General features: G+C 72.7%; 15 protein-coding genes, 1 tRNA gene and 1 pseudogene. 7 read left to right on the top strand and 10 right to left on the bottom strand.

Translation table 11 applies throughout. The annotated features are described in order from the left end of the window. Nucleotides 1-159: 159 nt before the first annotated feature. Nucleotides 160-1,420 (top strand): annotated as a pseudogene (locus tag ACF1GV_RS07230) (MFS transporter). Nucleotides 1,421-1,428: 8 nt separating this feature from the next. On the opposite strand, the gene ACF1GV_RS07225 reads toward ACF1GV_RS07230, so the two are convergent. Both ACF1GV_RS07225 and ACF1GV_RS07220 read right to left on the bottom strand, forming a co-directional pair. Further along, nucleotides 1,429-2,334: a transketolase family protein gene (locus ACF1GV_RS07225; protein ID WP_391678803.1), complete on the bottom strand. Its 906-nt coding sequence runs from the start codon at nt 2,332-2,334 to the stop codon at nt 1,429-1,431. Nucleotides 2,335-2,369: 35 nt separating this feature from the next. Further along, entirely contained in the window at nt 2,370-3,077 is a 708-nt protein-coding gene (locus ACF1GV_RS07220) for a transketolase (RefSeq protein WP_391678801.1), read from the bottom strand. A 160-nt stretch (nt 3,078-3,237) separates the two neighbouring features. On the opposite strand from ACF1GV_RS07220, the gene ACF1GV_RS07215 reads away from it, so the two are divergent. After that, nucleotides 3,238-3,311: transfer RNA gene (locus ACF1GV_RS07215), tRNA-Pro, on the top strand. Nucleotides 3,312-3,390: 79 nt separating this feature from the next. On the opposite strand, the gene ACF1GV_RS07210 is transcribed toward ACF1GV_RS07215, so the two are convergent. Beyond that, nucleotides 3,391-4,488 (bottom strand): glycosyltransferase, encoded by a 1,098-nt coding sequence (locus ACF1GV_RS07210; protein WP_391678799.1) that lies wholly within the window; start codon nt 4,486-4,488, stop codon nt 3,391-3,393. Between the two features lie 132 nt (nt 4,489-4,620). Here ACF1GV_RS07210 and ACF1GV_RS07205 point away from each other — a divergent pair, with 132 nt between their 5' ends. The 3 genes from ACF1GV_RS07205 (at nt 4,621) to ACF1GV_RS07195 (ending at nt 6,423) form a co-directional block, all read left to right on the top strand. Next, entirely contained in the window at nt 4,621-5,280 is a 660-nt protein-coding gene (locus ACF1GV_RS07205) for a TetR/AcrR family transcriptional regulator (RefSeq protein ID WP_391678797.1), read from the top strand. Nucleotides 5,281-5,532: 252 nt separating this feature from the next. Further along, nucleotides 5,533-5,709: a hypothetical protein gene (locus ACF1GV_RS07200; protein ID WP_391678795.1), complete on the top strand. Its 177-nt coding sequence runs from the start codon at nt 5,533-5,535 to the stop codon at nt 5,707-5,709. A 72-nt stretch (nt 5,710-5,781) separates the two neighbouring features. After that, the gene (locus ACF1GV_RS07195; protein ID WP_391678793.1) at nt 5,782-6,423 is read left to right on the top strand and encodes a class E sortase; all 642 of its coding nucleotides are present in this window, start codon (nt 5,782-5,784) and stop codon (nt 6,421-6,423) included. Between the two features lie 37 nt (nt 6,424-6,460). Here ACF1GV_RS07195 and ACF1GV_RS07190 read toward each other — a convergent pair whose 3' ends face one another. The 3 genes from ACF1GV_RS07190 to ACF1GV_RS07180 are packed head-to-tail and all read right to left on the bottom strand — an operon-like array spanning nt 6,461 to nt 9,540. Then, nucleotides 6,461-6,997 carry an NUDIX hydrolase family protein gene (locus ACF1GV_RS07190; protein ID WP_391678791.1) on the bottom strand — a complete coding sequence of 179 codons (537 nt, stop codon included), beginning with the start codon at nt 6,995-6,997 and terminating at the stop codon, nt 6,461-6,463. Between the two features lie 15 nt (nt 6,998-7,012). Then, nucleotides 7,013-8,134 (bottom strand): amidohydrolase family protein, encoded by a 1,122-nt coding sequence (locus ACF1GV_RS07185; protein WP_391679601.1) that lies wholly within the window; start codon nt 8,132-8,134, stop codon nt 7,013-7,015. Between the two features lie 2 nt (nt 8,135-8,136). Continuing rightward, nucleotides 8,137-9,540 carry a glutamine synthetase family protein gene (locus tag ACF1GV_RS07180; protein WP_391678788.1) on the bottom strand — a complete coding sequence of 468 codons (1,404 nt, stop codon included), beginning with the start codon at nt 9,538-9,540 and terminating at the stop codon, nt 8,137-8,139. A gap of 136 nt (nt 9,541-9,676) precedes the next feature. Between ACF1GV_RS07180 and ACF1GV_RS07175 the strand changes: the two genes are divergently transcribed. Next, nucleotides 9,677-10,540, top strand: a complete 864-nt coding sequence (locus ACF1GV_RS07175) for a Cof-type HAD-IIB family hydrolase (RefSeq protein WP_391678784.1) — start codon at nt 9,677-9,679, stop codon at nt 10,538-10,540. 4 nt (nt 10,541-10,544) lie between these two features. Here the strand turns inward: ACF1GV_RS07175 and ACF1GV_RS07170 are convergent, their stop codons facing one another. Beyond that, the gene (locus ACF1GV_RS07170) at nt 10,545-11,165 is read right to left on the bottom strand and encodes a class I SAM-dependent methyltransferase (protein ID WP_391678782.1); all 621 of its coding nucleotides are present in this window, start codon (nt 11,163-11,165) and stop codon (nt 10,545-10,547) included. Between the two features lie 207 nt (nt 11,166-11,372). Between ACF1GV_RS07170 and ACF1GV_RS07165 the strand changes: the two genes are divergently transcribed. Further along, complete coding sequence (locus ACF1GV_RS07165; protein WP_391678780.1) at nt 11,373-12,617, top strand: amidohydrolase; 1,245 nt, start codon at nt 11,373-11,375, stop codon at nt 12,615-12,617. 154 nt (nt 12,618-12,771) lie between these two features. Here ACF1GV_RS07165 and ACF1GV_RS07160 read toward each other — a convergent pair whose 3' ends face one another. From ACF1GV_RS07160 to ACF1GV_RS07150, 3 genes are all read right to left on the bottom strand, one after another. Further along, the gene (locus ACF1GV_RS07160) at nt 12,772-13,104 is read right to left on the bottom strand and encodes a DUF3140 domain-containing protein (protein ID WP_391678777.1); all 333 of its coding nucleotides are present in this window, start codon (nt 13,102-13,104) and stop codon (nt 12,772-12,774) included. 63 nt (nt 13,105-13,167) lie between these two features. Continuing rightward, on the bottom strand, nt 13,168-13,647 hold the full coding sequence (locus tag ACF1GV_RS07155) for a Dps family protein (RefSeq protein WP_391678775.1): 480 nt from the start codon (nt 13,645-13,647) through the stop codon (nt 13,168-13,170). A 109-nt stretch (nt 13,648-13,756) separates the two neighbouring features. Continuing rightward, nucleotides 13,757-14,581: an alpha/beta hydrolase gene (locus ACF1GV_RS07150; RefSeq protein ID WP_391678773.1), complete on the bottom strand. Its 825-nt coding sequence runs from the start codon at nt 14,579-14,581 to the stop codon at nt 13,757-13,759. Between the last annotated feature and the right edge of the window lie 39 nt (nt 14,582-14,620).

Genomic DNA, 14,620 nt, shown 5'->3' with positions numbered 1-14,620 from the left:
ATGATCCGACGCCAGTGACGGCAGTGACGGCAGTGACGGCAGCCGGAGCGGAGGGGGCTCCGGCTGCCACAGGACACCGGGAGGGGAGGGCCTGGGGTGGCTGACGCGGGGTCCGCGACGGGGTGCGGCGCGGGAGGAGCCGGTGACACCGGGACCGCGGTGGTGAGCGGCGGGGGAGGCGTGTGGTCGCGGGACTTCGCGCTGTTCTTCGTGGCGCGGGCCGTGGCCCGGCTGGGCGACACCATGCTGCCGGTGGCCCTCGCCGCGGGACTGCTCCAGCACGGGTACGGCGCCGGCGCGGTCGGACTCGCCATGGCCGCGACCGCCGCCGCGTTCGCCGGGCTCGTCGTCTTCGGCGGGGTCATCGCCGACCGCTTCTCCACCCGCAAGCTGATGATCGGCGCCGACCTGATCAGGCTGGGCACCCAGTCCCTGGCCGCCGCGCTGTTCTTCGCCGACCACGTGGTGCTGTGGGAGATCTGCGCGATCGGCTTCGCGGGCGGGGTCGCGGGCGCGGTCTTCCAGCCCGGCGTGGCCAGTACCGTGCCCCGTCTCGCCGCCGACATCCAGGGCGCCAACGGCGCCATCCGCATCGCCGAGTCCGCCGCCCAGCTCGCCGGCCCCGCGCTCGCCGGCCTGCTCGTCGGCTTCGCCTCACCCGGCGGCGTGTTCGCCGCGCACGCCGCCACCTACGCGGTCAGCGCCCTGTGCCTGCTGCTGATCCGCATGCCCCCGCTCGCGCACGGCGACCGCTCACCCCGGCGGGGCGCTCGCGCCTTCCGGGCCGATCTCGTCGAAGGCTGGGGCCCGCACATGGCTGTGGGGCGTGATCGCCGTCTGGTGTCTGTACATGATCGCCGTCTGGGGCCCCAGCGTTCCCCTGGTCGCCGCCGAGGTGGTGCGGCACCACGGGCCGCGTGCCTACGGCCTGGTCAACTCCGCCCTCGGCGCCGGCACCGTGGTCGGCGGACTGCTGGCGCTGCGGCTGCGCCCGCGCCGCATGCTGCGCGCCGGGGCGATCGCGCTGTTCGGCTTCGTCGCCTTCCCGGCGAGCGTCGGCGCGGGCCTCGGGGTCCCCGCCATGGCGGCCGGGGCCGCGGTCGCCGGGGCGGCGATGTCGTTCTGGGGCGTGATGTGGGCGACCAGTGTGCAGACCCAGGTCCCCGCCGACGTCCTCAACCGCATCCACGCCTACGACGTCGCCGGCTCCCTCGCCATGCTGCCCGTCGGCCAGGCCCTGTCCGGCCCCGCCGCCTCGGCACTGGGCGCCGACCCCGTGCTGCTGGTGTCCGCGGCGACCAGTGTCGTCGTCGCGCTGGCGTTGCTGTCGGTGCCCGCGATACGCGACCTGGTCCGCGCCGACACGCCCCCGCAGGCCGGGACGGCGATACCCCGGCCGACGCGGACGGAACACGGCTGACAGGCCACTCAGCCGGCCGGCCGCAGGAACCCAGCGATCCGTTCGCGCAGCGAGGCGGCGTCCAGGCCGTGTGCGGCCACGTGCTCCTCGACGGTCCCGTAGCGCCGCAGCTCGCGCCGCCCCACGCCGAGCCCCAGCACCCGGTGCGGCAGGTCGGCCAGGGCGTCGTCGGCCGCGGCCGTCGAGGTGCCCGCCAGATACGGCTCGACCAGCACGACGTCCGGCCGGGCCGCGTCTGCCGCCCGGCGCAGGGCCGCCGTGTCGAAGGGCCGCACAGTCGTCGCGTACAGCACGGTCACGTCGAGGCCCTCGGTCGCTTCCAGTACGGCGTCCAGCAGGGGCCCCACCGCGACGACGACGCCCGCGCTGCCCTCCCGCACCGTCAGGAACCGCTCCCCGTCGACCGGCCGCCCCTGGGCGTTCGCCTGCACCGACAACCGCACGTACACCTTGTCGTCGCCCGCCGCGACGGCGTGCCGCAGCAGGGTCTCGGCCTCGTCGGGATGGCCCGGAACGTGCACGGTCCAGCCGTCCAGCGTGTCCAGCAGCGCCACGTCCCCCGGCGCCATGTGGGTGAACCCGCCCGCCGGCCAGTCGAACGAGGCGGCCGCGCTGACCAGGACGGCGCCGAGCCCCTGGTGCCCGAGGTCCAGTTTCACCTGCTCGAAGGGCCGCTCCACCAGAAAACTGGCGAAGGTGTGCACCACCGGCCGCAGCCCGGTCAGTGCCAGACCGGCGCCCGCGCCGACCAGCAGCTGCTCGCGGATGCCGACGTTGACCACCCGGTCCGGATGGCGGCGCATCGCCTCGGTGAAACCGTCCTTTCCGATCTCGGCGAGCACGACGGCGACCCGCGGGTCTTCGTCCAGCAGCCGGGTGAGCACAGGGGCGAACCGCTCGCGCATGGTCTCCATGAGAGCTCTTCCTTTCGGGGTCGGAGGGACCGGGATCAGGCGTACTTCGGCTCGACACGGGCCACCACGACGTGCGGGCGGCCCGGATGGGGTGCGGTGAACGCGGCGTACAGCGCGTCGTGGTCGCGGCCGTCCACGGTGACCGCGGACCAGCCCGCGGCCTCGAAGCGGGCCGCGATACCGCCGGGCCGGGCATGGCTGGCGGAGGCGTTGTCGATCACGACCGTGTGCAGCCGGTCAAGACCGGCCGGCCCGGCGAACGCGATCGCCTCGTGGTTGCTGCCCTCGTCCAGTTCGGCGTCCCCGGTCAGCACCCACACCGCCGGTTCGGGCAGACCCTGCGCGCGCAGGCCGAGCGCGGCGCCGACGGCGATCGGCAGCCCGTGCCCGAGCGAGCCGCTGCCGATCTCGGCGCCCGGCACCAGCATCCGGTCCGGGTGGTGCCCGAGCGGCGAGTCGTACGACCCGAAGCCGGTCAGCCACTCCACCGGCACGAACCCTTTCGCGGCCAGCACCGCGTAGTACGCCATCGGCCCGTGCCCCTTGGACAGCAGGAACCGGTCCCGCGCCGGGTCGTCGAGCCGGTCCGGCGCGACCCTCAGCACCCGGTCGTAGAGCACCCACAGCACGTCCAGCGTGGAGGTGGCGGCCGGCCCGTGCTTCTCGTCGCCGGTCATCAGACCCATGAGTCCGGGCAGGTCGGCGTAGCCGTACCGGCGGACCTCTTCCTCGGTGATCGTCATGCCGACGAGCGTGCAACCTCAAGCGGACTTGAGGTCAAGGCCGGCCCCTCCGGGGGGCACCCGGCGCGGCCCGCCGGAAAGGGGCGCGCGACCACCGACGCGAGTGCGGTATTGTTTCCCTGTCCGTTCGTCCGGGGGAAACCCCAGGTCAGACGGGCAACGGGACGTGGCGCAGCTTGGTAGCGCACTTGACTGGGGGTCAAGGGGTCGCAGGTTCAAATCCTGTCGTCCCGACTTCGCGAAGTCGCGAGTCGGAGGCTGTTTCGGCGAGATGCCGAAGCGGCCTCTTCTGCGTTTCCGGCAATCGCCCCGCCTACCAGGTGCGTTCCCGGCGCAACGCCGACTCCGTCAGCGCCCGGATGTGCACTCCCTGCAGGAACAGGTCGTAGAACCACTCGGGTACGACCAGCATCGAGGTGGCCGCCACTCGCCATCCCCGGGCCTTCACGGTGATCGCGCGCTCGATGGCGTAGAACCCGGTGAGGGCCAGCCAGAACGGTGCGAGGTGCACTCCGGTGCCGCTGGCGAGGTACCACAGGATGGCCCCGATGTAGATGCCCGACACGGCCGTGCCCATCAGGGCGACCAGTTGTCTGACCCACCCTTCGCAGGTGTGGCGCGTCAGCCCGTAGTCGAACAGGTTCTCCAGCGCTCCGCGCTTCCAGCGCAGTCTTTGCCTGGCCAGGTCGCCCCAGGTCGGCATGACCTCCGTCGTCATGGTGGCGCGGGAGGGGGCGACGACGCGCCATCCGCGGTGTTTGAGGGCGAGGGTGAGTTCGTTGTCCTCGGTCAGCACCTTGGTGTCGTAGACGCCGTCCGCGGCCGGCAGCTGTCCGTCGCGACGCGCGGTCAGGACGTCCCTCAGTGCCGCCACCCGGAACAGGCAGGCGGTGCCGGTGAGGCACAGGACCTTCCCCCGCTTGCGTGCGGTGTCACGGGCGTAGCGGACGTATTCGTTGCGCTGGAACGCACCGCACAGTCCGCCGCCCGAACGGCCGCGGAAATTGCCACCCACCGCGCCGTAACCCTGGCGGAGTCCGGCGTGCGTCACTTCGATGAAGTGGGGATCGAGGTAGGTGTCGGCGTCCTGCACCAGCACCGCGTCGTCGTCCGCCAGGGTGGGCAGCAGTTCGGCGAGCGCCCCGTTGAGATTGCCCGCCTTCTTGTGCCGGTTTCCGACCGAGTGCCGCACCTCGGCGCCCGCGCGGCGGCCGATGCGCTCCAGTTCGGCTGTCGTCCGCCGGTCCCGGTAGGGGTCGAGGGTCACCACCACGCGGTCCGCCGGACGCGTCTGCCGGCTCAGCGCGTCGAGAACGCGCGGCAGCGACTCGACTTCCTTGTAGGCGGGAACGACCACCACCACCTGTTGCGGGGCGTCGGCGGCAACGCTGTGGCCCTCGGTGCGAGACATGACGTCCGCCTTCCGTCAGCGACCCGGATGTGTTCCGAGATGAATGTTTACGTCGTATACGTACACTATTAAGCGAGGAGGGTGCGCAGTCAACACGAGCCAGGTGCGCCGGGCATCCAGAGGAGGTGCGCAATGGCGGCCACGCGACGGGGTGGCGGTTACGGTCGCCTGAGCCGGGAGCGCGTGCTGGCCGGCGTCCTGGAACTGGTGGACCGCGAGGGGCTCGCGGCGCTGAGCATGCGCCGTCTGGGTGCCGAACTCGGCGTGGAGGCGATGGCGCTCTACCGGCACGCGGCGAGCAAGGAGGAGCTGCTCGACGGCCTGGTCGAGGGGCTGTACCGCGAACAGGCGGAGCGCCGGGCCGCCGAGGAGCGGGCGGACTGGGCGGGCGGCGCGGAGTCGTGGCGCGCCGGCCTGCATCGCATCGCCCGCACGGCATACGAGATCTGCCAGGCCCATCCCCGTGCCGCGCCGCTGCTGACCGTCCGGGTGCTGGAGGTGCCGTTGGCCCGCCGGCCGCCCGTCGTCCGCAAGCAGCACCTGGCGGTGCTCGCGCTGTTGCGGGAGGCCGGGCTCGACGAGCGTCGCATCCCCTTGGTGTTCCGGGCCTGCCTCGCCTGGATCCACGGTTATCCCGCTGTGGACCTGTGTCTCATGGACCCACCGGAGGAACTGCCCGAACTCCAGGCCGTCACGGCCGCCGAGCCGAGCGGGCCGGAAGGGCTCGCCGTCGGCCTCGACGCGCTGCTCGACCGCCTCGTGGGTCCGCCCGCGTCGCAGGGCCCCGCGTGAACGCCGCTCCGCTTGACGTCGGCGGCACAAGGGGAGAAGGTTGTACGTATACGGCGTAAACAAGCGGCGCTACGGTGTAAACAAGCCATCGTCGCGGCGTGAACGATCGCCGTCGATACATCCCTTCCGAAGCACGTGTACTCCATGGACCCGAGGTTTCCTTCGGACGTGCTTTCCCTTTCCCCGATCGTCTCTTGTTCCGTGCAGTTGTCCATATGGGATCGGCCGCTGCGCACGCGAAAGGAGCACCTCATGGCGGATTACACAGGCGCAGGAACCGCTGCTTCCGCCGGCGTCGGTGCGGGCCTCCTGCCCGTCACCGGCGGGGTGGACAGCATCTGGTTCTGGGTCGTGATGTTCGTCCTCGTCTCGGCGGGATTCGCCGTGCTGCGGCTGGTTCCGCGCAGGACGCACGACAACGACACCTAGAGCGTCGCCGGCACACACCCGAGGCGGGGCCGCCTGCCCGGCGGCCCCGCCAAGACGGCGAGGACGAGCACCATGCGGACACTGATCCGTCTGTTCGGTACGGCTCTGATCATTGCCGGTCTGCTGGTGGCGGGTCTCGCCACCTACCAGAACCGGCAGCACGACCAGGCCTACGGCCGAGCCCAGCGAGACCTTCGCGCCCAGCTCGCACACCCCGTGGCCGGGCGCGACCAGCCGGCCGTCGCCACCGGGCCATCGAGGACGCGGGCGGAGCCACGTCCCCGGGACGCATCCGCGCTCGCCGTCCTGCGCATCCCGAGATTCGGCTCCGCGTATCACCCGGTGATCGTCGAGGGCGTCACCCAGAACGATCTCGCCAAGGGGCCGGGACACTATCCGGGCTCCGCGATGCCCGGCGAGGTCGGCAACTTCGCGGTCGCCGGCCACCGCACGGGCTGGGGCGAGCCCTTCCGGAAGCTGAACACGCTGGTGCGCGGCGACGCACTCGTCGTCGCATGGCGCGGGCGGACGTACACCTACCACGTCACCGGCACCAGGACGGTGGAACCGACCGACGTCGGTGTCGTCCTGCCGGTCCCCAACAAGCCCGGCGTCAAGCCGGACAAGGCGCGGATCACCCTCACCACGTGCGCGGACCGCGACCCGCTGACCCGTGCCTACACGCACCGCCTCATCGTCTGGGGCGAACGGTGACGACCACTGACCGGGAATGCCCTGAGAACGCCGGGCGTCAGTGCGGCAGGCCCAGGTGGGCCAGGGCCTGGCGGAGCAGGAAGCCGTGGCCGCCCGGCATCTCGCTCTGCACGCCCGGCGAGGCCGCCTCGTGCGGGTCGAACCAGACCAGGTCCAGGGCGTCCTGACGCGGCCGGCAGTCCCCGGTCACCGGCACGATGTAGGCGAGGGACACCGCGTGCTGCCGGGGGTCGTGGTACGGCGTGATGCCCTGCGTGGGGAAGTACTCGGCGACCGTGAACGGCTGGAGCGAGGCCGGGATGCGGGGCAGCGCCACCGGCCCGAGGTCCTTCTCCAGGTGGCGCAGCAGGGCGTCACGCACCCGCTCGTGGTGCAGGACCCGGCCGGAGACCAGTGTCCGGCTGACCGTTCCGTCCGGCCCGATGCGCAGCAGCAGGCCGATCCGGGTGACTTCGCCGCTGTCGTCGACCCGGACGGGCACGGCCTCCACGTACAGGATCGGCATGCGCGCCCGCGCCTGCTCCAGCTCGTCGGAGGACAGCCAACCGGGCGTGGTTTCGGTCATGTCAGACATTGCTTGATCATACTTTCAGGAGGGACCGGAAAGGCGGTAGACCTGGCGGGCGTTGTGTGCTCCCGCCCACTCGGCGATGCGCAGCGCGTCCGGCAGGCTCAGCTCGTCGGCGGCCACCCGCTCGTCGAGCAGCTCGGCCAGCCCCCGCCGGAAGGCCAGCGCCCCGAGTGCGTAGAACTCGGCCACACCGCAGGCGTCGGAGCTGTACAGCAGCTTGCGGAACGGCGTGATCTCCAGGGCCTCGGCCAGCACCGCACGCGCGCGGGCCGGGCCGACGTGGTGCAGGGTGAGGCCGACGTCCAGGTAGACCTGCTCGAACACCGCGGCCAGGTACGCGGCCTGCCGCTGGTAGGGCCAGCAGTGCAGCAGCAGGACGGGAATCGTTCCTGCCATCAGGTGCAGCCAGTCCGTCAGCAGCGCGGGGTCAGAGCGGTGCAGCCGCAGGTCGTTGTCGCCGAAGCCGACGTGCAGTTGGAGCGGCAGTCCCAGGTCGACGGCCGTCCACAGCAGATGCCGTACCAGCACCGGGTCGGTGAGCCGGCCGCCGTGCGGCAGCCAGTCCGCGGCCGCCGCGGTGACCTCCGCGTCCGTGGGGCGGGCCGGGTCCAGCGCGAAACCGGTGCGGTAGGCCGCGACCGACTTCACGGCGACCACGCCCGGCCGCCCTACGGCCCCCTGGGCGGCCGCACGGAACGCGTCGGCGTAGGCGTCCGCTTCGACCCCGTGCGCGGCCACCGCCTCGGCGACCGACTCCAGCCGCACCACCTCGTACGCCACCGCGGCTCCGGCCGCCTCGGCGGGGCCGACGGCTCCCGCGGGCGCGAAACCGGTGTCGACGCAGAACACCTCCGTACGCGCGGCGGCGAGGAAGCGCCGGTTCACCTCCCGCGCGCCCAGCTCGGCCCGGCGTGCCAGGTACGCGTCCGGCGGGGCGTGCCGTTCCAGGTCCAGCAGGGGAGCGCAGTACCGGCGCACGGCGAGCCCGACTGGTGTGTCGAAGGACGACATCCCGGGCCAGCGGTCACCCTCGGTGAGCAGGGTCTCGAAGCCGGCCCGTTCCAGGTCGGTCGCGACGACGCCGTGGCAGTGGTGGTCCACCAGCGGCAGCGTGGCGAGCGCGTCGGCGACGGCGCCCATGGTCAGTACCGCCACCGGTAGGCCGCGGCGACCCGCGCGTCGTCCAGCCCCGCCACGGCGGCCACCTCTCCTTCGCGGACGGCGACGACCGCGTCGGCGAGGACCGGGCCGAGCGCCTCGCGCAGCACCGTGTCCGCCCGGAACCGGTCCACCGCCTCCGTCAGGGACACCGGCAGCCGGTGCACGTCCCGCTTCGCCGCCTCGTCGGCCGGCAGCAGCGCCGGGTCGCCCGTGACCTCCTCGGGCAGGACGGCGCCCGAGACGAGGCCGTCCAGCCCGGCGGCGAGCAGACAGCCCAGGGCGAGGTAGGGGTTGGCGGCCAGGTCGACGGGTTTGACCTCGACGTTCGCGTCCGTCGCGCGGCGGCCCGCCATGCCGGCGATCACCCGCAGGGCGCATTCGCGGGTCTCCAGGCCCCAGGCGGTGTACACCCCCGCCCACTGGGAGGGCTTCAGCCGCAGATAGCTCGCGGGGCTCGGCGCGGTCACCGCGGTCAGGCCGGGCAGATGGCCGAGGAGGCCCGCCGCGAAGGACTCGCCGCCGGCCGTCATCCCGTACCGGCCTTCGCCGCCCGTGTGCAGGTTGTCCCCGGCCCGCCAGGCGGAGAGGTGGACGTGTCCGCCGTTGCCGACGCCCTCGGCGAGCACGGCAGGCGCGAACGACACCCGCAGCCCGTGCCGCCGGGCCACCGCGCGGATCGTGTGCCGGACCAGCACGCTGCGGTCGGCCGTCGCCACCGGGTCGAGGGCGCCGACGGAGATCTCGAACTGGCCGGCGGCGTACTCGGGGTGCAACTGGTCGACGTCCACGCCCTGCGCGTGGCAGGCGGCCAGCAGATCGGCGAGGTAGTCGCCCAGCTCCACCTGCCGGTCGGCGCCGTAGGCGGGGCCGGTGGCGGCGGGCAGGAACGTCCCGTCGGGTGCCGAGCCCAGCCCCACCGACCACTCGATCTCGATCGCGGCGCGGAAGGACAGCCCGTGCGCGCGGGCCGCGTCGGCGGTGATCCGGCGCAGGAAGGTCCGGCTGCACCCGGGATGCGGCTTCCCGTCCTGGGTGATCCGGTCGACGGGCGCCCACGCCCACCCGGGCTGCCCGGCCAGCACCGTGAGGTGGTGCAGGTCGGGGAAGAGCCGCAGATCACCGTCGGGGGAGCCCAGTACATCGGTGGTGGCGATGCCGTCACCGGCCAGGAAGGTGTCGAACACCGGGGACATGCCGACACCCCATGCCGCCGCCGAGGCGAGCTTCGCGGTCGGAACCGTCTTGATCCGGGTGACGCCCGCGGTGTCGACGTACGCCAGCACGACGCCGTGCACACCGCGCCCCGACAGCTCACCGGCCAGCGCGGTGGCCCGTTCGACATCACCGGGGCGTCCACCGGGGACGGGATCGGCAAGGGTGGTCATCGCATCCTCCTCGTCGCACCGGGCGTCGCCGCCTCATTGTGCCGTCCGGTGATCACCCTGTCCCGGGAAATCGCGACACGGGGCGCGCGGACGCCTCCCGTAGGGTGGAAAGGACGCCCCCGACCGAGAGCAGGACATGCCGTACAGCAGCGCCCCCCTGGTCAGCACCCCCGAGCCCCGCTTGGGTGAGGTCCCCGCCGACATCCGGCTGATCGTCACCGACATGGACGGCACGCTCCTGGACGACGACAAGCAGATTCCGCCCGGCCTGTGGCGCACGCTGCAGCTGCTGCGCGAGCGGGGCGTGCTGTTCAGCCCGGCGAGCGGACGTCAGTACGCCACCCTGGAGCGTCAGTTCGCGGACGTCGCCGAGGGCATGGTGTTCATCGCCGAGAACGGCACCTACGTCGTACGCGACGGCGTCGAGCTGAGCTCCGACCCGCTGCAGCGGGAGGCCGCCGTCCGTGTCGTCGGCGCGGCCCGCCGCCTCGCGGCCGGCGGCGTCGACGTCGGCGCCGTGCTGTGCGGCAAGTGGGCCGCGTACGTCGAGCGCACCGACGAGCCGTTCCTGGCCGAGGTGCGCAAGTACTACGCCGAGCACCGCGTCGTGCCGGACGTCACCGCCGTCGACGACGACTTCATCAAGGTCGCCCTGTACGACTTCGGCTCCGCCGAGCACGGCACCGCCCCCGGGCTCGCCGACTTCACCGCCACCCACAAGGTCGTCGTCTCCGGCGAGCACTGGGTGGACGTGATGAACCGCACCGCCGACAAGGGCGCCGCCGTCCGCCGCCTGCAGGGCGAGCTGGGCATCACCCCGGCCCAGACCATGGTGTTCGGCGACTACCTCAACGACCTGGAGATGCTGGACGCCGCCGAGTGGTCCTTCGCGATGACCGGCGCTCACCCGGAGGTCGTCCGCCGTGCCCGGCACCTGGCCCCGTCGAACAACGACAACGGCGTCCTGCGCACCATCGCACGCTTCCTGCACCTGCCGTAGCCGCTCAGCCGGCGACCCGGCCGACCAGCACGAACTCGTTGTACGGGAAGACGGTGCCGAGGGCCCGGGGGAAGGGGAAGGAGTACGTCCGCGCCACGGTGATCCCCGCCTGCTGCGCGTGCCGGTCCAGTTCCTCGAAGCCGACGAAGCGCTCATGCGTGGCGTCGCTTTTGAACCCGGCCTCCTGCGGCGTGATCAGCACGACCTTCCCGCCCGGCCGGACCAGCGGCAGGTACTGCTGCAGCACACTCTGCGCGAGGTCCTCCGCCATGTGCTCCAGGACGTGCGCGCACAGCAGGCTGTCGAACGAGCCGGGACCGCAGCCGGGCGCCTCGGCCAGCCCCTCCGGCGTGTACGCGGTCAGCCCGCGCTCACGGCACACGGCCACGGAGTGGGCGTTGTGGTCGACGCCGACGCTGTCGGGTCCGCAGTTCAGCAGGTTGCGGCCGAGGCCGCAGCCCACGTCGAGCACCCGGCCCAGGCGCAGACGCCGCAGATTCCACCGGTACGGGGCCTGGGTGGGCAGCAGCCGTCTGATACCGGCCTTTTCCAGCCGCGCGAGCCGCTGGGTGTAGCCGGAAGACGCTGTGGCTGAGCCAAGGGCTTCGTCCTGGACTCCGGACATCGGTGACCGCCGTCCTTTCGGGTTTCGCACACGTGATCTGTGCCACAACCTATGACGCGGAGTGTGCGCCGGGATGGAAAAGAACCGGCCGTTTCCATATTTTCACCCCGCTGTCACCGGGCAGTACCGCCGCACGAGCACGGGGGCTGGAGCCGGCCCCCTCCGGCCGTCGAGAATCGCCGCAGCCGATCACGAGGAGGCAGCAGCATGATCGATCCGCCCGCCGTGGCCCGACGGACGCGCGAGGTGAGCGAGGCGGTGAAGGCCGCGGAGCTCGAGGACTTCTACCGCGACCTGCACCGTCATCCCGAGCTCGCCTTCCAGGAGCACCGCACCGCGGGCAGGCTCGCCGCACGGCTGCGCGCGGCCGGATACGCGGTGACCGAGGGGGTCGCCCGCACCGGCGTGGTGGGCGTGCTCAGCAACGGTGACGGGCCGGTGGTGTGGCTGCGCGGTGACATGGACGCGCTGCCGGTGCGGGAGGCGACCGGGCTGCCCTACGCCTCGAGCGTGGACGCAGTGATGCACGCCTGCGGTCATGATCTGCACGTCACCTGGCTGGCCGGGGCCGCCGAGGCCCTCGCGGCGGCCCGTGCCACCTGGTCGGGCACGCTCGTCGTGATCGGCCAGCCCGCCGAGGAGAGCGGCGGGGGAGCGGGCGCGATGGTCGCGGACGGCCTGCACGAGCGCTTCCCGCGCCCCGACGTCCTGTTCGGCCAGCACGTCGCCCCCGGCCCGGCCGGGTTCTACCCGCACACCCCCGGTCTCACCATGTCCGCCGCGGACGACATCGACGTGGTCGTGCACGGCGTCGGCGGCCACGGCTCACGCCCCGAGTCCACCGTCGATCCCGTCGTGACGGCGGCGTACGTCGTCACCCGGCTGCAGACCGTGGTCGCCCGTGAGGTGGCCGCGAAGGAGTCGGCGGTGCTGACGGTGGGCCAGTTCCATGCCGGTACGAAGCACAACATCATCCCCGGCGAGGCCCGGCTCGCCCTGAACCTGCGCAGCCAGAACGCCGCGGTACGCGAACGCGTCCTCACCGCTGTCCGGCGGATAGTGGAGGGGGAGTGCGCAGCGGCCGGCTGCCCGCTCCCGCCCGAGGTGACCGTGCACCCGGGCTACCCGAACACCGTCAACGACGCGGCCCTGGACGGCGAGATCGCCGCCGCGCACCGCGCGCTCTTCGGCGACCACACCGTCTTCGACTTCGGCCCGGCCATGGGCAGCGAGGACTTCTCCCTGCTGGCACCCGAGGGTGTGCCCTACGACTACTGGTACGTCACCTCGACACCGGCCCCGGTGTGGGATGCGGCCCCCGGCGAGGAGCTCGCCGAGAAGTTCGGCAACGTCCCCGGCAACCACAGCCCCCTGTTCGCCCCCGATCCGGCGGTCCTGCTGCCAGGTGTCCAGACACTGATCGCCGCGGCCCTCACCCGCCTGGCGACCTGAGCGGCACGCGCGTACGGCGGCCCGGGCGGGACGTGGGGAACGGCGCGAACCGCCCCGACGCACGCACCCGCACGGGCCGCCGGAAGGGGGCGAGCACCCCCGCGCGCCGCACCGGAACGACGCACCGCGCCGCACCGGCGAGAGCGCCGCAGGCTCATGGCTTCAGCGGGTCGTGCCCGATCGTCATCAGCCGGTGCCGGCGGCGGGTGTCCGCGGCCTCCGGCTCGTTCTCCACGTCGGCCTCCTCGTCCACCGTGTCGACGACCTTGCGCATCACCCGCAGGTCGTCCTCCGTCAGGTCGGTGCGCCGCTTCTGCAGGATGGCCAGCACGTGCTGCCCGGTCGGGCTCCCCGCCTGCTCCGGCAGGGGCTCGGTGTCCTCGGCGGCGTCCCGCACCTTCAGCCAGGCGGCCAGCTCGGCCGAGGTCATGTTCACCGCGCGGTGGAAGTCCTCCCACAGCGCGTCGAGTTCGAGGGCGTCGGTCATCAGCTGCCCCTTTCGTGGCGTTGCATGGGTACCGGGGTGGCGGGCCGGGACGGCGTGCCCCGGTCAGTCCTGCGGGAAGTTCTCCGCCTCGAACATCCACCGCTGCTTCTCCAGCTCGGCGGTGATGCCGATGAGCAGGTCCTGGGTGACCGGGTCGGGCTTGTCGGTGACCTCGATGCGGTCCCGCAGCCGGGTGACGGCCTCTTCGAGCGACTGCACCATCAGCCCCACGACCTCCGTGTCGCGCAGCCGGCCGTCCTTCGCGCCGGGCAGCCCGTAGGCGGCGGCGACGGTCTCGGGACGGCCGTCCGGTGTCACGCCCAGCGCCGCGGCACGCTCCGCCACGGTGTCGGCGAAGCCACGCGCGGCTTCGACCACCTCGTCCAGCTGGAGGTGGATCGAGCGGAACCGCGGCCCCACGACGTTCCAGTGCGCCTGCTTTGCCACCAGTGACAGGCCGAGCAGGTCAACGAGGGTCTCCTGCAGGGCCTGGCCGGTGACACGGCGGGCGTCGTCGGGCAGCGTGCTCTTCACCACGGTCATGGCGCGCTTCTCCTCCTCACGTCGTCTGCGAAGAGGGGCGGGTGCCCTGGCGGTACGGCGGCCAAACCGGGAGGCGTCCGGGATGCCCGCCGGGGTGTCTCGGGGTGTCTCAGGGTGTGAGCACCTTGTCCAGGAAGCCCGTGACCTCGGCGAACACCTCGTCCCTGTCGGTCTCATGGAAGACCTCGTGCCGCGCGCCGCGGTAGACCCGCTCGGTCGGGCCGCCGTCACCGGCCAGCCGCTCCACGCCGATCCGGCTGCCCGGCAGCGGGACGAGCCGGTCGTCGTCGCCGTGCAGCCACAGCACCGGCAGCCGCCCCACGTCACCGCCCTTCGCCACCCTCTCCAGCGTGCGCACGAACGCCTCGAGCGTCGGCCGCTTCATCGGCCCGTGCCACACCAGCGGGTCCGCCGCGTACGCCGCCCCGACCGCCGGGTCGCGGGAGAGCGCGGCCGGGCTGATCGGGACGTCGGGGATCTCGCCGTGCCGCGCGGCGTGCGCGAGCAGCCGCTCGGGGGTCTCCCAGGCCCCGATCACCGGCCCGGACAGCACCAGCGCGGCCAGGTCGTCGCCGTACCGCTGGGCGTAGCGGGAGGCGATCAGGCCGCCCATGGAGTGGCCGGCCATCACCACGGGCAGCCGGGGGTGTGCGGCCCGGGCGAGCCGGGCCACCGCGTGCACGTCGCTGACGACGTCCTCGAAGTCCTCGATCACCACCCGCTCACCCGCCGACCGTCCGTGCCCGATGTGATCCGGCCCGTACACCGCCGCGCCATGCTCCAGGAGTACGTCCGCGAGGCCCTCGTAGCGGCCGATGTGCTCCCCGTAGCCGTGGACGACGACGGCGATGTACCGGGCCCGCGGGTTCGGCCACTCGCGGGTGACGATCGTGCCGCGGGTTCCGGCCAGGACGTGTTCGCGCGACTCGGCCATGTCTCCTCCGGTGGGTCGGCGCAGCTGTGAGGGGGGATC

The organism is Streptomyces sp. NPDC014006, assembly GCF_043088925.1.
In the GTDB taxonomy this organism is placed as follows: Bacteria; Actinomycetota; Actinomycetes; order Streptomycetales; family Streptomycetaceae; genus Streptomyces.
The sequence above is the reverse complement of the archived record's forward strand: the minus strand, read 5'-3'. Positions and strand labels throughout refer to the sequence as shown.